Annotated in this window: 20 protein-coding genes; 13 read left to right on the forward strand and 7 right to left on the reverse strand. The window is 57.8% G+C overall.

The window, feature by feature from the left end:
- The first annotated feature begins 78 nt into the window (after positions 1 to 78).
- Both gloB and QRN55_RS04110 read left to right on the forward strand, forming a co-directional pair.
- Positions 79 to 849, forward strand: a complete 771-nt coding sequence (gloB, locus tag QRN55_RS04105; protein ID WP_284775059.1) for a hydroxyacylglutathione hydrolase — start codon at positions 79 to 81, stop codon at positions 847 to 849.
- Positions 849 to 1,283, forward strand: a complete 435-nt coding sequence (locus QRN55_RS04110; RefSeq protein WP_284775061.1) for a cupin domain-containing protein — start codon at positions 849 to 851, stop codon at positions 1,281 to 1,283. Before gloB ends, QRN55_RS04110 begins: the two co-directional genes overlap by 1 nt.
- 3 nt (positions 1,284 to 1,286) lie before the next feature.
- Here QRN55_RS04110 and QRN55_RS04115 read toward each other — a convergent pair whose 3' ends face one another.
- The gene (locus QRN55_RS04115) at positions 1,287 to 2,060 is read right to left on the reverse strand and encodes a DUF3108 domain-containing protein (RefSeq protein WP_284775063.1); all 774 of its coding nucleotides are present in this window, start codon (positions 2,058 to 2,060) and stop codon (positions 1,287 to 1,289) included.
- Between the two features lie 251 nt (positions 2,061 to 2,311).
- Here QRN55_RS04115 and rpmB point away from each other — a divergent pair, with 251 nt between their 5' ends.
- From rpmB to QRN55_RS04155, 8 genes are all read left to right on the forward strand, one after another.
- Complete coding sequence (gene rpmB, locus QRN55_RS04120) at positions 2,312 to 2,608, forward strand: 50S ribosomal protein L28 (protein WP_111838822.1); 297 nt, start codon at positions 2,312 to 2,314, stop codon at positions 2,606 to 2,608.
- A gap of 110 nt (positions 2,609 to 2,718) precedes the next feature.
- Positions 2,719 to 3,354 carry a queuosine precursor transporter gene (locus QRN55_RS04125; protein WP_233124324.1) on the forward strand — a complete coding sequence of 212 codons (636 nt, stop codon included), beginning with the start codon at positions 2,719 to 2,721 and terminating at the stop codon, positions 3,352 to 3,354.
- A gap of 188 nt (positions 3,355 to 3,542) precedes the next feature.
- Positions 3,543 to 3,977 (forward strand): helix-turn-helix domain-containing protein, encoded by a 435-nt coding sequence (locus QRN55_RS04130; protein WP_112498096.1) that lies wholly within the window; start codon positions 3,543 to 3,545, stop codon positions 3,975 to 3,977.
- 5 nt (positions 3,978 to 3,982) lie between these two features.
- Positions 3,983 to 5,800 carry a hypothetical protein gene (locus tag QRN55_RS04135; RefSeq protein ID WP_284775068.1) on the forward strand — a complete coding sequence of 606 codons (1,818 nt, stop codon included), beginning with the start codon at positions 3,983 to 3,985 and terminating at the stop codon, positions 5,798 to 5,800.
- Between the two features lie 14 nt (positions 5,801 to 5,814).
- Positions 5,815 to 6,039, forward strand: a complete 225-nt coding sequence (locus tag QRN55_RS04140) for a hypothetical protein (RefSeq protein ID WP_284775071.1) — start codon at positions 5,815 to 5,817, stop codon at positions 6,037 to 6,039.
- Between the two features lie 2 nt (positions 6,040 to 6,041).
- Positions 6,042 to 7,220, forward strand: coding sequence for a YcaO-like family protein (locus QRN55_RS04145; protein ID WP_284775073.1), 1,179 nt, complete (start codon positions 6,042 to 6,044; stop codon positions 7,218 to 7,220).
- Positions 7,220 to 7,909: a TfuA-like protein gene (locus tag QRN55_RS04150; RefSeq protein ID WP_284775075.1), complete on the forward strand. Its 690-nt coding sequence runs from the start codon at positions 7,220 to 7,222 to the stop codon at positions 7,907 to 7,909. The genes QRN55_RS04145 and QRN55_RS04150 overlap by 1 nt, the downstream gene beginning before the upstream one ends.
- Positions 7,910 to 8,035: 126 nt before the next feature.
- Positions 8,036 to 8,272, forward strand: coding sequence for a hypothetical protein (locus QRN55_RS04155; RefSeq protein ID WP_111838816.1), 237 nt, complete (start codon positions 8,036 to 8,038; stop codon positions 8,270 to 8,272).
- A 62-nt stretch (positions 8,273 to 8,334) separates the two neighbouring features.
- Here QRN55_RS04155 and mmsB read toward each other — a convergent pair whose 3' ends face one another.
- From mmsB to QRN55_RS04185, 6 genes are all read right to left on the reverse strand, one after another.
- Positions 8,335 to 9,237 carry a 3-hydroxyisobutyrate dehydrogenase gene (gene mmsB / locus QRN55_RS04160; protein WP_284775078.1) on the reverse strand — a complete coding sequence of 301 codons (903 nt, stop codon included), beginning with the start codon at positions 9,235 to 9,237 and terminating at the stop codon, positions 8,335 to 8,337.
- Positions 9,238 to 9,244: 7 nt separating this feature from the next.
- A complete protein-coding gene (locus QRN55_RS04165; protein WP_284775081.1) occupies positions 9,245 to 10,459 on the reverse strand; it encodes a dihydrolipoamide acetyltransferase family protein in 1,215 nt (404 codons plus the stop codon).
- Between the two features lie 3 nt (positions 10,460 to 10,462).
- The gene (locus tag QRN55_RS04170) at positions 10,463 to 11,476 is read right to left on the reverse strand and encodes an alpha-ketoacid dehydrogenase subunit beta (protein ID WP_284775082.1); all 1,014 of its coding nucleotides are present in this window, start codon (positions 11,474 to 11,476) and stop codon (positions 10,463 to 10,465) included.
- Between the two features lies 1 nt (position 11,477).
- On the reverse strand, positions 11,478 to 12,710 hold the full coding sequence (locus QRN55_RS04175) for a 3-methyl-2-oxobutanoate dehydrogenase (2-methylpropanoyl-transferring) subunit alpha (protein WP_284775084.1): 1,233 nt from the start codon (positions 12,708 to 12,710) through the stop codon (positions 11,478 to 11,480).
- A gap of 51 nt (positions 12,711 to 12,761) precedes the next feature.
- Positions 12,762 to 13,889: an acyl-CoA dehydrogenase family protein gene (locus QRN55_RS04180; RefSeq protein WP_284775086.1), complete on the reverse strand. Its 1,128-nt coding sequence runs from the start codon at positions 13,887 to 13,889 to the stop codon at positions 12,762 to 12,764.
- 226 nt (positions 13,890 to 14,115) lie between these two features.
- The gene (locus QRN55_RS04185; protein WP_284775088.1) at positions 14,116 to 16,152 is read right to left on the reverse strand and encodes an NADH:flavin oxidoreductase; all 2,037 of its coding nucleotides are present in this window, start codon (positions 16,150 to 16,152) and stop codon (positions 14,116 to 14,118) included.
- Positions 16,153 to 16,298: 146 nt separating this feature from the next.
- Here QRN55_RS04185 and QRN55_RS04190 point away from each other — a divergent pair, with 146 nt between their 5' ends.
- The 3 genes from QRN55_RS04190 to QRN55_RS04200 are packed head-to-tail and all read left to right on the forward strand — an operon-like array spanning position 16,299 to position 18,801.
- Entirely contained in the window at positions 16,299 to 16,928 is a 630-nt protein-coding gene (locus QRN55_RS04190; RefSeq protein ID WP_284775090.1) for a TetR/AcrR family transcriptional regulator, read from the forward strand.
- A gap of 23 nt (positions 16,929 to 16,951) precedes the next feature.
- Positions 16,952 to 17,743, forward strand: coding sequence for a pyrroline-5-carboxylate reductase family protein (locus QRN55_RS04195; protein ID WP_284775450.1), 792 nt, complete (start codon positions 16,952 to 16,954; stop codon positions 17,741 to 17,743).
- A gap of 59 nt (positions 17,744 to 17,802) precedes the next feature.
- A complete protein-coding gene (locus QRN55_RS04200; RefSeq protein WP_284775092.1) occupies positions 17,803 to 18,801 on the forward strand; it encodes an ABC transporter substrate-binding protein in 999 nt (332 codons plus the stop codon).
- Positions 18,802 to 18,863 lie beyond the last annotated feature (62 nt).

The following is an 18,863-nucleotide window of genomic DNA, read 5'->3' on the forward strand; positions in this document are numbered from 1 at the left end:
CCCCGGTTGGACTTCAAGGCATGGTAGCCTACATTGGAAAACCAGAAGGTGTGCACGCCGAAAAGATGGAGAGAAAAGATGAAGCCGTTGGAAATAGAGGTCTTTCTGTGCCGTAGCGATAATTTCGGGGTTCTGTTGCATGATAGCGAGACCGGAGCCACCGTTTCGATCGATGCGCCGGAAGAAGCGCCCATCATCGATGCCCTCAACCGGCGCGGATGGACGCTCACCGATATCTTCACGACTCACCATCATCAGGACCATGTCGAGGCCAATCTGGCGCTCAAGGAAAAATACGGCTGCGAGATTCGCGGGCCCCACGATGAAGCCATCGCCATTCCCGGACTGGACCGCTCTGCTGCCGATGGGGACGAGTTCGAGTTCGCCGGTCATCGCGTTCAGGTCATATCGACGCCCGGTCACACAGCTGGACACATCTGCTACTATTTTCCAGATGACGCCCTGCTCTTTGCCGCCGACACGTTGTTTGCCATGGGTTGCGGACGCTTGTTCGAACGTCCGGCTGCGGATATGTGGCACTCCTTCCAGAAATTGATGGCCCTGCCCGATAATGTCACAGTCTATTTCGGCCATGAATATACGCTGTCCAACGCTCGTTTCGCCGTGACGGTCGATCCGCAGAACGCGGCACTGGCGCAACGCGCGAGCGAAGTTGAGGCGCTGCGCAACGATGGAAAATTCACCATTCCGACCACGATTGGTGCGGAGAAGCAGACAAACCCCTATATGCGGGTTGCCGATGAAGCCCTTCGCGCGCATCTCGGCATGAAGGACGCTAACGATGCTGAAGTCTTTGCGGAGATCAGAACCCGCAAGGACAACGTCTAATGGCCGACGGCGCAGTCTCGGCATCGGCCATTATCCGCGAATTGCAGCTTGAGCCGCACCCGGAGGGCGGATTTTATCGTCAGACATTCAAAGATGGTGATGCAAGCGAACGCGGCGCCTCCACCGCTATCTATTACTTGCTGGAAAAAGGCCAACGCTCGCATTGGCACCGCGTGACGGATGCGTCCGAAGTCTGGCATTATTATGCGGGCGCACCGCTGTTGCTGCATCTGAGCTTGGACGGCAAGACTATCGAAACCGTTCGGCTGGGGCCATCGGTTCTGAACGGCGAGAGACCGCAGGCCATCGTTCCCGTCAATGGTTGGCAATCGGCTGAAAGCCTTGGAGAATTTACGCTCGTCGGCTGCACGGTCTCGCCCGGCTTTACCTTCGAAAGCTTCGTCATGGCGGAACCCGGCTGGACGCCGGGTTGAACTTTAGCCGCCGTATTTGGTCGCAGTAATGTAAACCTGCCCGACCTTGGTGGGTATACGCGCATAGACCGGTGCGTAAACGTCCATGTTGCTTGCCTTGGCAAACCAGATTTCCATGGAGATGGACTTCAGATACTCGATGTCCTTTCGTCCCTTGCGGAAACCGGATTTGGGAACGTAACGGGCATTGCAGACGATTGCATCGCCGCTGAAGCCATTGGTCGCAAAAGGCTTGGTGCCGCCCGAGCTCAGGACGAGATCCAGCCGCGACTCACCGTCATAGATCGGCAGACGACCGGGGCAAATACGGCCTCCCACGGGGAAAATCAGTCCCGATATGGGGTCGAGTACCGAACGGAGGTCGCGGTCCTTCACATCGACCCAGTTGTCCGGCCGCGCCTTGGGCTCCGGCTTGACCGTCGTGGAGGTCACATTACCATTGCGGTACTGCACATCATAGGTGCGCGTGCGCTTGCCGTCCTTGTAGACCAGTGAATATTCGTTCGCCTGCATCCGGTTTCCGCGCTTGGCGCCTGACACGACGGTACGCCCGGAAATGTCCTTCAACACGCTGGCAATGCCCGCCGAGCTGAACGAGCCGGAAATGGAATAGGTCGAGCCATCCATGCGCGTCGAGAAATTGGCCCGCGCAATCGGCAGGACACCCAGAGCGATGCTGTATTCGCTGTCGTGCTTCGTTTCTGCGGCCTTGGCCGGCGAGAGACTCACCAGCGCAATGGCTGCGGCTGCGAAAACCCTTTGTGCATGGACATTCATTCAGGTAATACCTCGACGAGCCGGAAAGTCGCGCTCTATGGCGATGATATACGCGCAGTTATGGCAATAAAAAAGCAGAGTCGCGTGGAAATGCGGTGAAATCGCTCACAAAAAAGAGCGAGCGGCTTGACTGGAAGTTCGTGCCTGACTATAGAACCGCAACTTTCCAATCATTGCCAGTTGGATTGCTTACCGGAGTTTGCCGGATAGCAGCCCGTTGGTGAAACAGACGATAACAAATAGGTGTACCCATGTCCCGTGTATGCGAATTGACCGGCAAGGGCGTCCAGACGGGCAATAACGTCAGCCACGCCAACAACAGAACCAAGCGTCGGTTCCTTCCGAACCTCTGCCAGGTTACGTTGATTTCTGATTCTCTTGGTCAGCGCTTCCGTTTGCGCGTTTCCGCAGCTGCCCTGCGCTCTGTTGAGCACCGCGGCGGTCTGGATGCGTTCCTTCTGAAGGCTAGCGAAGACGATCTCTCGATGCGCGCCCGTCTGCTGCGTCGTCAGATCGCGAAGAAGACTGTCGAAGCTGCTGCTGCTTAATAGCGGCTTCAACATCACAGACCCTCGAAAGGCTTGACTGGCTTATGCCGCTCAAGCCTTTTGTTCGTTTCATATTGGCTCCAACTGGTGGCATCACCCAGGATAAAAAAATGCCCTACCTGCGCTCTACCATCATCTACGTTCTACTGATGACACTGATCGTCGTCGCATCGAACATACTCGTTCAGTATCCGCTCTCCGGCACACTCTTCGGCATCAACCTTGCCGATCTGCTGACCTGGGGTGCATTCACCTACCCCATCGCGTTTCTGATAACCGATCTCACCAATCGCCAGTTTGGACCTTCCGTCGCACGGCGCGTCGTTCTGGCGGGATTTGTCGTTGGCGTCACCCTGTCCTTCTGGACATCGATCCCGCGCATCGCGATTGCATCTGGTACGGCATACCTCATTGGTCAGTTGCTGGATATTTCGGTCTTCAATCGGCTACGTCGCCAAAGCTGGTGGCGCGCTCCGCTCGCCGGGTCCATGCTGGGCTCGGTGCTGGATACCGCTCTGTTCTTCTCGATAGCCTTTGCCGCCTCCTTCGCCTTCGTCGGACCTAATGATGCGTTCGCGATCGAGCAGGCGCCCGTTCTCGGCATCCTCGGCTATGAAGCGCCGCGTTGGGTCTCATGGGCACTGGGTGATCTCTCAGTAAAGGTGTCTGTAGGTATCATCATGCTGCTGCCTTACGGCGCCCTGATGAATACGCTCAAGCCCATGCCGCCTGCCAGAACACAGTGAGAAAGGGCCGCCGATGGCGGCCTGTCTCTCAGCATACCGGGCCTTCCCAATCAGTCTGGCCCGTAATCTTCCAGTTCATACACCACCTGCATGCAACACATGCCGGATTTACGCTGTGCGCCCGTTGCGATCAGGTGAAGTTTCCGGCACTCTCATTAAAAGTATTACGATTTGGAGTTCTACATCCCATGAAAAAGTCCCCGAACGCAACCGACATACATGTAGGATCGCGCATTCGTTTGCGCCGTGTCATGCTCGGTCTGAGCCAGGAAAAGCTGGGCGATGGGCTCGGCATCACCTTCCAGCAGGTTCAGAAATACGAAAAAGGCACGAACCGCGTTGGCGCCAGTCGCCTGCAGCATATTTCCGAATTGCTGGACGTGCACATTTCCTACTTTTTCGAGGGAGCAGCAGAAACGACCGAGGACCGTGCTCTGGCCGCTCCAAGCCTGTTGTCACAGTTCATGAATTCCAAGGAAGGCGTTTCGCTTGCCAAGGCTTTCTGTGGCATCGAAGACAGCCGCGTGCGTCGCCGCGTCCTTGAACTCGTTCAGTCGCTCAGCACCTCCAGCACGGCTGAAACGCAAAAGACGACAGAGACGTCTGCCACAACAGCACACTGAGCGAGATGGTCTTCAGACTTGCGACATTAGGCCGATGCAATCTGGAAGATGAGGTTGGCAACGTCATCAACGTTCCGGCTCAATCTCTTCTTCTGGCTGCCTATCTGTTCGACATGGACAGACCGGTCCAGCGTCGCGATGTCGCCAACCTCCTGTGGCCCGGCAATACGGAGATTGCGTCGACCAATCTGCGCTCGACGCTGCGGCGGTTTACGCTTGCGACGGCACAGGCGTCGGCGCCCCTCATGACCATCGACGCCACCAGTATCACGCTGAACCGCTCGGTCGTCACATGCGATTTCGACATCCTTGCCCTGCACACCCCGCTTGAGCGCCTGCGGGCGGCATGCGGTGCGGTGGCCATGCAGTTCCTCCCGGCCTGTGGCGATGGAAAGACCGCATTCGATACCTGGGTGCGTGATGTCAGGCTGCGGCTGGTCGGCATCTTGCGAAGCCAGTTCATGGACGTGCTTGCCTCCCGCGAACTGCAATCCCAGGGCAATGCGGATTTGAAACGCGCCGCCGTTCTTCTTCTGGAAGCAGACCCGCACGATCACGAGGTGCGACGGCATCTGGCGGCGGGGCTTACTTCTGAGAAGGCTCCACCAGTAGCCGCGTTTCCCGCCACGCAATCAGACAGCGCCCTCCAAAGGCCGCTTGCCCTGCCGGAAAAATCGTCAGCGCATCCTCGCATTGCCCTTCTGCCACCACTAACCTCGAAGGAAGCAAACCGTGACGGCTCGATTGCCAATGCACTGATCGAAGATTTGACGATTGGTCTTTGCAGCAGCCGCACCTTGTCCGTCGTGGCGCCTTATACTGCGGAACGTATCCAGGCCTCGAAAGATAAGGCCGCTGTGCTGGAGAAGCACAATGTCGTCTATGCTCTCGATAGCCGCAGAACCGACACCCATCTTTTCCTGCAACTGATTTTCACGCCAACCGAGGAAATCATCTGGGCGGAACGGTTCGAATTGTCGCCCATATCGGTCGCTGCACAACGTGTTGAAATCGGGACTGCCGTACAGCGGGCTCTGATGTCGCGGATCGGCCTGCACCAGAGCGCGGTCGGTGACTTTTCCAGCAGACCGGAAGCCTATTTCCTCTATCTCAAGGGCCTGCAATCCCTCTCCAGCATCAGCCTGCCATCAATCCGGCGCGCCCGGAAATATTTCAAGGAAGCCCTGGAGCACGGGACGAATTTCGCCGAAGCGCAGGCAGGGATGTCCCGCACGCTTAGCATGGAATGGATATTGACGGCGCGTGGTGACGACGATCTTCTTGCCAAGGCAGAGGAATTCGCAAGCGACGCCATCAAACATAGTGAGGTCTCGGCCAGCGGCTTCAAGGAACTGGGCGTCAGCCGCCTGTTCATGGGCAGAATCGATGAGAGCCTTGACGCGTTGTCGCAAGCGGAGAACCTCAGTCCGCAATATGCGGATGTGTTGTGCAGCCACGCCGACAGCCTTATTCACAGCAGCGATCCGGCCAGCGCCATGATCAAAATCCGTCAGGCGATCTCTCTCAACCCCATCGTGCCGGACATGTATCTCTGGACGGCCGCCGGCGCCAGCTACTTCCTGCATCAATATCAACAGGCTTTGGATTACATCGGCCAGATGAGCAACAAGCGCCCGGCAGCACGCCTGGCTGCGGCCTGCTGCGGCATGATGGGGGATATTGACAAAGCGCGCTCATTGCGTGTAAAAGTATTTGAAGACAACCCAAGTTTCGATTTGGAGCGTTGGTTGGCTGTCATTCCTCACAAGGAGCCATGGCAGACCGAAATGTATCGCGAAGGCCTGAAGAGGGCCGGTTTTTAGTCAGGATCTTCCCCATGTCAAAAGCAGTCATTCTTGGAATTAGCGGCGAAAAAGGCCTCTGGCTCGCCGATATGCAATCCAAAACCATCACAGCCATTGAAGAGCCGCTCTCCGACGAACTGGCGAAGGCCGTTTCCTTGCGCGCATCCGGCGTCACACCGACGAAGGGTGTCGACTTCGCGATTGCCGTTTCCGCAACACAGGTCGGTGCTGGCAGCGTTCACGAAGGTGCCCACTGATCTTGCAGCTCGATAATTATCGAGCCTGTTCTCCCGGCGAAACCCTGACAAGGGTTTCGCCTTTTCTCGCCCGGCTCGGCATCACCAGACTGGCGCGGCAGACGGGACTGGATGACATTGGTATTACTGTGTGGTGTGCGTTTGCACCCAATGCCAAGGCTATCGTTATCGCTCAAGGCAAGGGCATCGATGACGAAGCCGCCAGAACATCGGCGGCCATGGAAGCGATAGAACGCTCCATAGCCACAAATCCGAGCTGTCATCACCGAATGACCACCCGTCAGACAGTGGAGAATGCGGGAGAAGCTGTCGACACGCTCACCATTCTTCTCTCTCCCCACGCACCACCCATCACAACCACCGAAGAAATTGACTGGGTGCGCTCAGGTAACCTATTGACGGGCAAACCGATTTGGCTCCCCTTTGACGCTGTTCACCTGGATCGCACTCTCGCATCACCGCGTTACTGGCAGTCTTCCGATGGCCTCGCCTCTGGCAATACCCGCGATGAAGCGCTTCTTCATGCGTTGCTGGAACGGGTGGAGCGTGACGCACTCACTCTGTGGCAGATGACCCCAGTCGCGAAGCGTTACAGGGCGGCAATCGATACGGCTTCAATCACCCAACCTGCGCTTCAAGACGCCTTGGGCCGGATTGCGCAAGCGGGCCTTGAGATCGCACTGTTCGACATTACGACCGATCTCGCGATACCATGCGTCGTCGCGCTTCTCGGACCCCAAGACCGAAAGATGGCCAGCACTGTTCGACATGTAGACCTGACCTATGGGGCGGGAGCGGCAACGACACCGGCAGTGGCGGCCATGCGTGCGATAACCGAGGCCGCTCAATCGCGCATGACGTTCATCGCGGGCGCGCGCGACGATCTTTTACCCGGCATTTTTTCGCAAAGCGTCGATACGTTCATGCTGCAAGCGATGGATGTGCAGCCCTCCAAGGCGCTCAGCGACCTCCCGGCCCTAGATGCCACGTCCACAGAACATTCACTCAAAACCGTTCTCGACCGACTGCAAACTGCCGGGATCGACAAGCTTTATGCGGTTGATATGGCCCCGGAATGGCTCCCCGCCGCTGTCGTGAAAGTCTTTGCGCCCCAACTCGAAAACCCTGATGGCGAGCGCCACAGGCGCTTTGGTCCGCGCGCGCTTTCGAGGGCATTGTGATGAAGACCGTCTTCGTCGGTCCAAGCCTGCCAAACGCACGCGACGTAGCGGCTGAAGGCATCGATATCCGTCCGCCTGCCTGTCAGGGGGACGTCATGCAGGCCGTGGTGGACGGAGCAACAACGATAGGGCTTATCGATGGCCAGTTCGCGACTGCGGCGCCCGTCTGGCATAAGGAACTGCTGTTTGCGCTCTCCAAGGATATTCCTGTCTATGGCGCAGCCAGCATGGGTGCGTTGCGGGCGGCAGAATGCACAGCCTATGGCATGACCGGCATCGGCAGAATATTCGAAGACTATGCCTCCGGCGCGCGGGTCGATGACGCCGACGTGGCATTGATCTATGGCCCCGCCGAACTCGGCTACCCGCCCCTCAGCATTCCCCTGGTGAACGCAGAGGCAACCATTGCCAACATGGCCCAGCTTGGGCTGATGGAGGAAGTCCACTGCGACAAACTTCGCAGCGCAGCCAGCCAACTCTTCTTCAAACGCCGAGACTGGAAAACAATCGCTGAGCTGGCAGGTGTCGAATTCGCGATGCTTGCAAGCGCGCTCAAACTCGGTTGGGTCGATCAGAAGAAACTCGACGCCATGGCTCTTCTCGAAGCGTTCAACACCGATTTGCCGAAATGCCAACCATCAGACTGGCAGTTTCAGGCAACGCCGCTGTTTCGCAGCATGTATATGTGATTTTCGTATAAGCTGAATATTCAAAACTCAAAATCAAGCAATGCGTGTGCAACGGTTTTGCAACGCGCACGACGGCTCGTCTCTGACTATTGTGAATCACCGCAACCCCTCCAGATGAGCCTTATGATGACATCCTTCAAAACTGACGCAGAAACGAATGAACGCCAGGAAGATTTTCTCACCCTCATCAACATGCTAACCTATGCAGAAGGCATGGCCGAAACATTGGGTGCGCCTTCCGCCAGCTGGTACATCGATGTCGCCAAGCAAGCCTTGCAATCGGCCTTGCAGAGTGAAATCGAGATCAACATGACCAACGCCGACATCGTCAATCTCGCATCCGTGCGCGCTGGCCACTGCTGATCCGTTAGACGGTCCAAACAATTTCCAACGCCAGGATGGGAGCCTCTCTCATCCTGGCGTTTTCACGTTTCACTGCGGATCATCTCAATGATGGCCGAAAAGTCTTTTGCCGTTCCTCCCGCATCACTGAAGCGCTGATAGAGCGCAGCAGCCTCATGACCAAGCTGGGTCTTGGCGCCGGTCAACGCGGCGGCGTCTTGCGAGAGCATCAGGTCTTTCAACATCAGGGCCGTGACAAAGCCGGGCTGGTAATCGCGATTTGCCGGGGATGCGGGAACCGGACCCGGCACCGGACAGTATGTCGTCAACGACCAGCACTGGCCTGACGACACCGAGGCGACATCGTACAAAGATTGCTGTGAGAGGCCGAGCTTTTCTGCCAGCACAAAGGCTTCCGAGACGGCAATCATGGAGATGCCGAGGATCATATTGTTGCAAATCTTGGCCGCCTGCCCCATCGCGGCACCGCCGCAATGAATGATTTTCTGACCCATTGCCCGCAAGATCGGCTCAGCCGCTGTAAATGCTTCGCTTTCTCCGCCAACCATAAAGGTCAAGGTTCCTGCCATCGCTCCGGATGTCCCGCCCGAAACCGGCGCATCGAGAGACAGGCACCCGCGTGCTTTCGCCATCCCATGCACATGTCGGGAGCTCTCGATATCGATGGTGGAGCAGTCTATCAAAAGCGTTCTCTCTGATACCGCCGTCATCAGATCGGTCCAGACCGAGATGACATGTTTGCCCGCAGGCAGCATGGTGATGACGACACCGCAGCCTTCGACAGCCTCAACTACGGAGCGACACGGCGTCACGCCCGCGCCCGTCGCGGCCTGAAGCAGGTCCGGCATCAGATCGAAGCCACGCACAACGTGGCCCGCTTTTACGAGATTTGCGGCCATGGGGCCGCCCATGTGGCCCAGCCCGATAAAGCCCATTGTCAGATGTTTGCTGTTGATGTCGTCCATGATCGCCTTAGCTTTCGATAAAGATCAGCGCCGGTGTTTCAAGAAACGCCTTGATCTGCTGGATGAACCGCGCCGCATCCCAGCCATCGACAATCCGATGATCGAAGCTGGAGGAGAGGTTCATCATTTTCCGTGGCACGAACTGGCTGCCGTCCCAGACCGGGCGCGTCGCGATCTTGTTCACACCGATGATCGCCACCTCCGGGTGATTGATGACGGGCGTGGAAGCGATTCCGCCCAGAGCGCCGAGCGAACTGATGGTGATGGTAGAACCGGACAGCTCGTCACGCTTGGCGCTGCCACCACGCGCCGCATCGGCAACACGGGAAAGCTCAGTGGCGGCATCCCAAATGGTACGTCTCTCCGCATGCCTCACCACCGGCACGGTGAGCCCCGATGGCGTCTGTGTGGCAATGCCGATATGGACGGCAGCGTAACGGCTGATCGTTCCATTGACATCATCGAATGTCGCATTCATTCCAGGCTGTTCGGCAATCGTCCTCACCAAAGCACGCATCAGAAACGGCAGGATCGTCAGCCTGAGTTGATCCGCTCTGCGACCCTGATTCATCTTACTCCGTAAGTCCTCAAGGTCTGTCACATCCACCTCTTCGATGTATGTGATGTGCGGAATGCGAGACACGGACAGCGCCATTTTCTCGGCGATCTTACGCCTCAGACCGCTGATCTTGATCTCTTCGACCCCCGCTTTCTCAACAGAGCCTGCGGGTTTGCTTGCGGCTGAGAAGGTATCAAGGTCCTCGTGCGTGATCTGTCCGGCAGAGCCTGTGCCAGAGACCTGACGCAGGTCGATACCCGCCTCCGTCGCCCGATGACGAACGGCGGGCGAGGCCAATGGCTTGTTGGGCGATGGCGTGTCATCTTTGGCAATTGAAAGTGGCTCGGTTACCTCGACTTCCGGCTCTTCGGGGACAAGTTCATCCGCTGCCGGAGCTACCGCAACATCGGCTGCATCGCTCCCCTCCAGCGCGATACGAACCAACGGCGCCTTGACGGCAACGGTATTGCCCACCTCGACTGCCATCCATGTCACCGTTCCCGAAACCGGCGATGGTATTTCAATCGTTGCCTTGTCGGTCATAACGGCAGCTAGGATCATATCCTCACGCACGATGTCGCCGGGCTTTACGTGCCATTCCACGACCTCTGCCTCGGCAACGCCTTCGCCGACATCCGGCATCGTCAGCACATAATCTGCCATGGGTCACACCTCCATCAGTTCGGTCATTGCGCGCCCGACACGGGCGGGGCCGGGGAAATAGTCCCACTCCTGCGCATGCGGATAGGGCGTGTCCCAACCGGCGACGCGGGTGATCGGCGCTTCGAGATGATAGAAGCAATGCTCCTGCACCAGCGAAACGACCTCCGCGCCAAAACCGGAGGTCAGCGTCGCCTCATGCACCATCAGGCAACGCCCCGTCTTCGAAACCGACTTTACGATTGTATCCAGATCGAGTGGCAAGAGACTGCGCAGGTCTATCACCTCGGCATCGATCCCCGTTTCTTCGGCAGCGGCCAGCGCGACATGGACCATGGTTCCATAGGCGATGACGGTGACGGCTGCACCAGCGCGGCGGATGGCAGCCTTACCGATGGGAATGGCGTAATGGTCGTCCGGCACTTCTCCCAGAACGTGCTTCGACCACGGCGTCACCGGGCGATCATGGTGCCCGTCGAAAGGGCCGTTATAGAGCCGCTTCGGCTCCAGAAACATCACAGGATCAGGGTCTTCGATGGCAGAAATCAGCAAGCCCTTGGCATCATAGGGGTTGGACGGCACCACCACTTTCAGGCCGCAGACATGGGTAAACAGCGCCTCCGGGCTCTGGCTATGCGTCTGTCCGCCGAATATGCCACCGCCCGTCGGCATTCTGATCACGATGGGGCAGGTGAAATCGCCGTTGGAGCGGTAACGGATACGCGCCGCCTCTTGCGTGATCTGATCGTAAGCCGGGTACATATAGTCCGCAAACTGGATTTCGATGCAGGGGCGCAGGCCATAGGCCGCCATGCCGATGGCTGTCCCGACAATGCCCGACTCGCTGATCGGCGCATCGAAGCAGCGTGTCCGTCCATATTTAGCCTGTAAACCCTGCGTCGCGCGAAACACGCCGCCGAAGTAACCCACATCCTCGCCGAACACGACGACATCCTCACTGCGTGCCATCGAGATATCCATGGCACTGCGGACCGCCTCGATCATCGTCATTCTGGCCATATCAATATCCTGCCTTTTCGCGCTGGCGGCGAATATGCGGCGGCATTTCTGCGTAGACACCTTCAAAGATGTCGCGAACCGAAGGCTTGCCGCCTGCCTGCAACGTGCCGTAGCTCTCAGCTTCGCGCTGCGCTTCGATAACCTCGTCCATAATCTCGGCCTGCGCCTGCTCATGGCGTTCGTCGGACCAGACCTCGCGAAGGATCAAGTGGTTTTTCAACCGCAAAACAGGATCGCCAAGCGGCCATGCCTCCGACTCCGCCTTGGGGCGATAGGCGCTCGGATCATCCGACGTCGAATGGGCACCTGCACGGTACGTGACATACTCCACCAGTGTCGGCCCGAGATTGCGGCGGGCGCGCTCCACCGCCCATTGTCCAACAGCGTGAACGGCCAGATAGTCGTTGCCATCGACACGAAGGGCCGGAATGCCGAAACCAAGCCCACGCGCGGCAAAAGTGCCGGACCCGCCACGCGCAATGCCCTGGAAGGTGGAAATGGCCCACTGATTGTTGACAATGTTGAGGACGATCGGTGCCTTGTAGGTCGAGGCGAAGACCAATGCAGAATGAAAATCGGATTCGGCGGTTGCGCCGTCACCGATCCATGCGGCCGCAATCTTCGTGTCGCCCTTGATGGCAGAGGCCATCGCCCAGCCCACAGCCTGCACATATTGCGTGGCCAGATTGCCTGAAATAGTGAAGAAGCCGTGCTCTCGAGAGGATTGAAGCACCGGCATCTGCCGCCCATGCAAGGGGTCCATTTCGTTGGAGAAAATCTGGTTCATCATCGTGACGAGTGGATAATCGTCTGCAATCAGCAGACCGGCCTGTCGATAGGTCGGAAAATTCATGTCGCCCTTCGACAGCGCTTTGCGAAAGGCGCAACTCACTGCCTCTTCGCCAAGGTGCTGCATGTAGAACGAGGTTTTTCCCTGACGCTGCGCCATCATCATGCGCGCATCGAAGGCGCGCAGCCGCATCATGTTGCGAAGCCCGATCAGCAGTTCTTCGTCTGACAGACTTCCCGCCCATGGTCCAACAGCCTCGCCATGCCGGTTGAGAACGCGGATGATGGAGTAAGCCAGATCGCGGATGGTTTCCGGTGCCGCATCCACATCCGGTCTGGGAACGGCACCCGCCGCCGGTATGTTGACGTTGGAAAAGTCCGGCTGTCCGCCGGGGCGAACGGCAGGCTCCGGCACATGCAGGCTCAAAGGCGTGGTTTCCGTCATCGCTATCCGCTCCTCCGCAAAAATACCGCCTCCTCAAGCGGCAGGTGTGTCTTACAAATTGCGCGCTATCACCATGCGCTGCACGTCGCTCGTTCCCTCGTAAATCTGGCAGATGCGGACATCCCGATAAATCCGCTCCACCGGATAATCGGCCATATAACCGTAGCCGCCGTGTATCTGGATCGCATCGGAGCAGACCCGTTCGGCCATTTCGGACGCGAAGAGCTTTGCCATCGATGCCTCGGTGAGGCACGGCTCTCCCGCTTCCTTCAGCGCTGCAGCATGCAGAACAAGCTGACGCGCCGCCTCGATTTGCGTGGCCATATCGGCGAGCCGAAAAGCGACGGCCTGATGTTCACCGATAGGCTTTCCAAAAGACATCCGCTCGCCTGCATAGGCCTTCGCCGCATCGAACGCCGCCCTCGCCATGCCGACGGCCTGTGCGGCGATACCGATCCGGCCCCCTTCCAGATTGGCGAGCGCGATGCGGTAGCCCTCGCCCTCCTGCCCGAGCCTCAGATCGGCCGAGAGACGCATTTCCGTAAACGCAATCTGGCAGGTGTCGGAGGAATGAAGGCCCAGCTTCTCCTCCACCCGGATGACATCATAGCCCGGCGTATCCGTTGGCACGATGAAGGCGGTGATGCCCTTCTTGCCGGCATCTGGGTCCGTTACCGCAAAGACGATGATGACATTGCCGTTCTTGCCGGAGGTGATGAATTGCTTGGTGCCGTCTATGATGTAGCTGTCGCCATCACGCCGCGCGCGGGTCTTGAGATTGGAGGCATCGGAACCGGCCTGCGGTTCGGTCAACGCAAACCCGCCGATCCATTCGCCGCTGCTGAGTTTCGGCAGGAAGCGTTGCTTCTGCTTTTCAGTCCCGAATGTCAGGATCGGGACACAGCCGACGGAATTGTGAACGCTCATGATGGTTGAACAGGCACCATCGCCAGCCGCGATTTCCTCGATCGCCAACGCATAGGCCACAGCGCCGGTATCGGAACCGCTATAGCCCTCGGGAACCAGCATGCCGAGAAAGCCGAGTTCGCCCATGGCGCTCAATTCTTCACGGGGAAAGCGGCTGTCTCGATCACGTTGCGCGGCACCAGGCAGCAGCTGCTCCTGCGCAAAAGCGCGCGCCATGTCCCTGATCTGCGTCTGCAAATCGCTCAGCAGCATCTCACCTCCAGACGGAAAGCGAAAATGCCAATATCAATGTTTGGTCCGGCACATGCAGTCACTTTCCACCTCCCTGGAAAGATCCCTGTTCTCCAGGCCCCCATCCTCCTCCAAGGGTGAGGACCTGGAGAGCAGGCTATCACCGCACGCCGAATTAACAAGACGGAATGAACGCACCGGTGGTAAAGTAATTTTGTGTGCTCGAAGCGTTATCAGTGCTCTGCCGTCAAATATCCTTGGTCAGCCGCAGGGCGTCATAGATAGCCGCATGCGTGTTGCGGGCGGCGACCGCATCACCGATCCTGAACAATTGATAGGTTCCAGCAGGGTTTGTCTCGACGATTTGCGGATGCCCCGACAGCAACTGATCGTAGTCGACCTCCCCCAGATTTTTAGACTGCGGCTTCAACTCGAAATAGAGCTCATCCAGCGGAATGGTGCCATGATTGACGACGATCTGGTCCACCGTCCGCTGTTTTGCAACGCCGCCATAATCGCTGCCGACATGGGCGATGATCTGATTGCCGCTTTTCTCCGCAGCCTGAAGACGGTAGGTGACCGTGAAGGTGACGTCCAGTTTCTGTAATGAGCGCATATAGGGCACGAGGTTCATCGCCATGACCTCCGGGGCAAACGAGCGATCAGGCGTCATGATCTCGACCTTAGCGCCGCTTCGGGCAATGAACTCCGCAGCCTGCAAGGCGGCATGATCACCGGCATCATCGAAAATCAACACGTTGGTACCCGGCTTTACATCGCCCGATATGATGTCCCAGGACGACACGACCAGATCGTTGCCCTTGGACAAAACCTCCGTGTGCGGCAGGCCACCGGTTGCGATGATCACCACATCCGGTTCCTGCGCACCAATCATCTGAGCATCCGCCCAGCTGTCGAAATGGAAGGTGACGCCGAGTTTCTCGCACTGGCTCATGCGCCACTCGATGATGCTGATCATTTCACGTCGGCGCTCGCTCTGCGCAGTCAGGCGGATTTGCCCACCGGGTTTGTTCGCCGCCTCGAAAACCACGACGTCGTGGCCGCGCTCGCCAGCAACCCTCGCCGCCTCGAGACCCGCTGGCCCGGCACCGACGATCACCACCTTCTTGCGGATGTCCGCTTTGGGGATGGCATGCGGCATGGTTTCCTCACGACCGGTAGCGGCGTTGTGGATACAGAAGGCCATTCCCCCTTGATAGATGCGGTCGAGACAGTAATTGGCCCCGACACACGGGCGGATGTCGTCTTCGCGCTTTTCAGTAATCTTGCGAACGATATGCGGGTCCGTCATGTGGGCCCGTGTCATCCCCACCATATCGACCTTCCCTGTTGCGATGGCGTGTCGCGCAGTTGCGACGTCGGGAATTTTTGCCGCATGGAACACCGGAAACTGGGTTGCAGCGCGGATTTCTCCGGCAAAATCAAGGTGCGGAGAGTTGGCCATGCCTTGGATGGGAATGACATCTGTTAGTCCCGGGTCCGTATCGATGTGACCACGAATGACGTTCAAATAATCGATCAGGCCACTGTCGCGAAGGCGGCGGGATATTTCGATGCCATCGGCTTTGCCCGTTCCCCCATCCAGACATTCATCGGCGGTGTAACGCACGCCGAGAATGAAATCATTGCCGACCCGTTTGCGCATTGCTTTGAACACGTCAAAACAGAAGCGCATGCGATTATCAAGAGAGCCGCCATAGGGGCCATCCAGCTCATTCGTCAGGGGCGACGTGAACTGGTCGATCAAGTGGCCGTAAGCCTCCAGCTCGACCCCATCCATGCCGCCCTCTTTCATCCGCTCGGTAGCGTCGGCGAAATCCTTGATGACGCGCTCTATGTCCCAATCTTCCATTTTCTTGGGAAAGGCGCGATGCGCAGCTTCCCTCTGATACGAGGGTGCGATGACCGGTAGCCAGTCGCCTTTATCCCAGCGGGTACGTCGACCCAAATGGGTCAACTGGATCATGATCGCGGCGCCCTCTTCGTGCACGGCATCGGTCATTTGCCGGACCCAGGGAACGATCTCGTCTTTATAGGCGAGTAGATTGTTGAAGACAGGCGGGCTGTCGCGGGAAACAGCCGCCGATCCCGCCGTCATGGTCAACGCGACCCCACCTCTCGCGCGCTCGACCGTGTAGGCACGATAGCGTTTCTTCGGCATGCCATCTTCGGGGTAAGCAGGCTCATGCGAGGTCACCATGATCCGGTTGCGAAGTGTCAGATGCTTGAGTGTGTAAGGCTGAAGAAGGGGATCGTTCGACATGCGACTGGCTCCGATTGAACGCTGCACATCGAGACGCTATCGATAAATGTACATAAGTGTCAATTCAGAAAACATGGCAGGACTTGTAATGGACATAAATGTACATTTTGCTTGATGTGCGGGTAAAACTTCGTTAGCAATTTATTATGGAACAGGCAGTCATTGACAGTGGTTGGCGTGGATCTCAAGATGGCTGGCTTGAAGCAGCCTACGACGCCCTGCTGGAATCCGGCGTCGATTCCGTCAAAATACTCCCGCTTGCCAAGAAGCTCGGCCTCTCGCGCACCAGCTTCTACTGGTTCTTCAAGGACCGCGAGGAATTGCTGGACCTCCTGATCTCACGATGGAGAGAGAAGAACACCGGCAACCTCGTGAAGCAGTCCGAAGCCTACGCAGAGTCCCTGGCAGAGGCCATGCTGAACGTTTTCGATTGCTGGCTGAACAAGGATCTTTTTGACTCCCAGTTCGAGTTTGCAGTTCGCAGCTGGGCCTTGCAGTCGCCAGACATTCAGACCGAAGTCCATCAGGCGGATAAGGCCAGAATGGAGGCCCTGACCCGGATGTTCGTCCGCTTCGGGTTTGACGAAACGGCTGCGGATGTCCGTGCCAGAACCACTTACCTCGTGCAGATCGGTTATATTTCGATGCAATCCACGGAGGATGTCGCGTTGCGCATGAAGAGAATTCCTGAATATATTGCCATTTACACTGGCCAATTCCCGCAACAGAGAGAACTCGACCGCTTCCATGCGCGGCACGACTTCAGGGAGGGGTAGGAAAGGTGGAAGCGGACCAAGGCATGAGGATTGGCGTGATAGGCGGCGCGGGTTGGCTAGGCGGCGCCATCATTGATGCCGCGCTGCAAGCAGGCATCGTCAAGCCGGAACACCTCTCGCTTTCTTTCCGCAGTCACCGACCCGACCGGCTTTCGGGCGCCTACTGGACAACCCACAATCAGTCCGTCGCGGACCGCTCCGACGTTGTTCTCCTTTGCGTGCGGCCCGCCGACTGGCCCACGATCAAAGTCGATCTCAAAGGCAAGCTCCTCATTTCCGTGATGGCCGGGATTACGTCAGATGCCCTGAGTGAACGCCACGAGACAGATCGCGTCGTTCGCGCATTGCCAAATGCCGCTGCCGAAGTCCACCGGTCCTATACGCCATGGATCGCCTCAAGCGCAGTCAGTGACGAAGACCGTTCGGTCGTCACGGAATTGTTTGAAGCCTGCGGTGCGCAGGATGAGGTTTTCGAGGAAAGCTATATCGACTATTTCACCGGCCTTTCTGGCTCCGGCCCGGCATTTCCTGCACTTCTTGCCAGCGCCATGATGCAAGACGCGATCTCGCAGGGCATTCCAGCGGACATCGCTCAACGGGCCGTGAACACCCTGTTGATCGGCGCTGGACGTTTGCTGGAGAAACGCGACGTGTCGCCATCAGAGACGACACAGACGTTTCTTGAATATCGCGGCACCACCGCCGCCGCGATAACTGTTATGCGCGATGGTGGCTTCGATGCCGCGATTGCCAACGGATTGACCGCGGCATCAAAAGCTGCGGCAAAACTGGGAGATCCGCTTCAGAATCCTTGAGTGGGCATACGCGGCAACCCGCTTTTGACGTCTAGCCGCTAAAAAAAGGGAACAGCGAAATGAATAAGCTATTGGCTTCGACCTGCATATTAATGGGATTGTTCGCCGGCGCCTCCTCGGCAGCCGCCGACTGCGGCACCGTCACCATTGCGAGCATGAATTGGCAAAGCGCCGAAGTCATCTCCAATCTGGACAAGTTGATTCTGAACGAAGGCTATGGCTGTCAGGCCGAAATCACCGTCGGCGACACGGTGCCGACCATCACGTCTATGTCTGAAAAGGGCCAGCCCGATATTGCACCCGAAGCCTGGGTCGATCTTCTGCCCGATGTCGTCGCGACCGGAACGAAGGAAGGCCGCATCATAAAGGTTGGATCACCTCTGCCCGATGGCGGAAATCAGGGCTGGTGGATTCCGAAATATGTGGCCGACGCACATCCTGACATCAAGACGATACCCGACCTTCTCAAGCACCCCGAACTGTTTCCCTCCACTGACGATCCGAGCAAAGGCGCAATCCTGAACGGCCCGCAAGGTTGGGGTGGCACGGTCGTTACGACGCAGCTGTTCAAAGCCTATGGCGGTGAGAAGGCGAACTTCACGCTCACCGATACAGGCTCTGCCGCTGGCCTCGACGGCGCTATCGCAAAGGCCTACGAGCAAAAAGCAAACTTCGTAACCTATTACTGGGCCCCGACGGCGCTGCTCGGAAAATATCCGATGGTGAAATTAGAAGCCGGTGTGGCGAATGATGCAGCCGAATGGAAGCGCTGCAACACCGTTGCCGATTGCCCTGATCCGAAGCCGAACGCCTGGCCTGTCGACACCATCGTCACTCTCGTTGCTAAGCCATTTTCTGAAAAGGCCGGACCTGACGTCATGTCCTATCTGGAAAAACGCTCGTGGAGCAACGAGGTCATCGGCAAGCTGATGGCTTGGATGACAGACAATCAGGCAAGCGGTGAGGACGGCGCCAAGCACTTCCTCAAGGAAAACCCAGATATCTGGACCAAGTGGGTTTCTGCCGACGCGGCAACCAAGGTCAAGGCTTCGCTCTGACACCAACCACTGGCCTGACACGTGGTCAGGCACAATGCGAAGGCGGCATGCGGCTGGAAGCT

Source organism: Agrobacterium sp. lyk4-40-TYG-31, assembly GCF_030209855.1.
Taxonomy (GTDB): domain Bacteria; phylum Pseudomonadota; class Alphaproteobacteria; order Rhizobiales; family Rhizobiaceae; genus Agrobacterium; species Agrobacterium vaccinii.

What these genes read in the sequence shown, in the direction of transcription:
- QRN55_RS04200 (WP_284775092.1), top strand. Translation starts at nt 17,803, where the DNA reads ATGAATAAGCTATTGGCTTCGACCTGCATATTAATGGGATTGTTCGCC.
- QRN55_RS04135 (WP_284775068.1), top strand. Translation starts at nt 3,983, where the DNA reads ATGGTCTTCAGACTTGCGACATTAGGCCGATGCAATCTGGAAGATGAG.
- QRN55_RS04165 (WP_284775081.1), bottom strand. Translation starts at nt 10,459, where the DNA reads ATGGCAGATTATGTGCTGACGATGCCGGATGTCGGCGAAGGCGTTGCC.
- rpmB (WP_111838822.1), top strand. Translation starts at nt 2,312, where the DNA reads ATGTCCCGTGTATGCGAATTGACCGGCAAGGGCGTCCAGACGGGCAAT.
- QRN55_RS04190 (WP_284775090.1), top strand. Translation starts at nt 16,299, where the DNA reads ATGGAACAGGCAGTCATTGACAGTGGTTGGCGTGGATCTCAAGATGGC.
- mmsB (WP_284775078.1), bottom strand. Translation starts at nt 9,237, where the DNA reads ATGGACGACATCAACAGCAAACATCTGACAATGGGCTTTATCGGGCTG.
- QRN55_RS04150 (WP_284775075.1), top strand. Translation starts at nt 7,220, where the DNA reads ATGAAGACCGTCTTCGTCGGTCCAAGCCTGCCAAACGCACGCGACGTA.
- QRN55_RS04175 (WP_284775084.1), bottom strand. Translation starts at nt 12,710, where the DNA reads ATGACGGAAACCACGCCTTTGAGCCTGCATGTGCCGGAGCCTGCCGTT.
- QRN55_RS04170 (WP_284775082.1), bottom strand. Translation starts at nt 11,476, where the DNA reads ATGGCCAGAATGACGATGATCGAGGCGGTCCGCAGTGCCATGGATATC.
- QRN55_RS04195 (WP_284775450.1), top strand. Translation starts at nt 16,952, where the DNA reads ATGAGGATTGGCGTGATAGGCGGCGCGGGTTGGCTAGGCGGCGCCATC.
- QRN55_RS04185 (WP_284775088.1), bottom strand. Translation starts at nt 16,152, where the DNA reads ATGTCGAACGATCCCCTTCTTCAGCCTTACACACTCAAGCATCTGACA.
- QRN55_RS04130 (WP_112498096.1), top strand. Translation starts at nt 3,543, where the DNA reads ATGAAAAAGTCCCCGAACGCAACCGACATACATGTAGGATCGCGCATT.
- QRN55_RS04155 (WP_111838816.1), top strand. Translation starts at nt 8,036, where the DNA reads ATGACATCCTTCAAAACTGACGCAGAAACGAATGAACGCCAGGAAGAT.
- QRN55_RS04115 (WP_284775063.1), bottom strand. Translation starts at nt 2,060, where the DNA reads ATGAATGTCCATGCACAAAGGGTTTTCGCAGCCGCAGCCATTGCGCTG.
- gloB (WP_284775059.1), top strand. Translation starts at nt 79, where the DNA reads ATGAAGCCGTTGGAAATAGAGGTCTTTCTGTGCCGTAGCGATAATTTC.
- QRN55_RS04140 (WP_284775071.1), top strand. Translation starts at nt 5,815, where the DNA reads ATGTCAAAAGCAGTCATTCTTGGAATTAGCGGCGAAAAAGGCCTCTGG.
- QRN55_RS04125 (WP_233124324.1), top strand. Translation starts at nt 2,719, where the DNA reads ATGCCCTACCTGCGCTCTACCATCATCTACGTTCTACTGATGACACTG.
- QRN55_RS04180 (WP_284775086.1), bottom strand. Translation starts at nt 13,889, where the DNA reads ATGCTGCTGAGCGATTTGCAGACGCAGATCAGGGACATGGCGCGCGCT.
- QRN55_RS04110 (WP_284775061.1), top strand. Translation starts at nt 849, where the DNA reads ATGGCCGACGGCGCAGTCTCGGCATCGGCCATTATCCGCGAATTGCAG.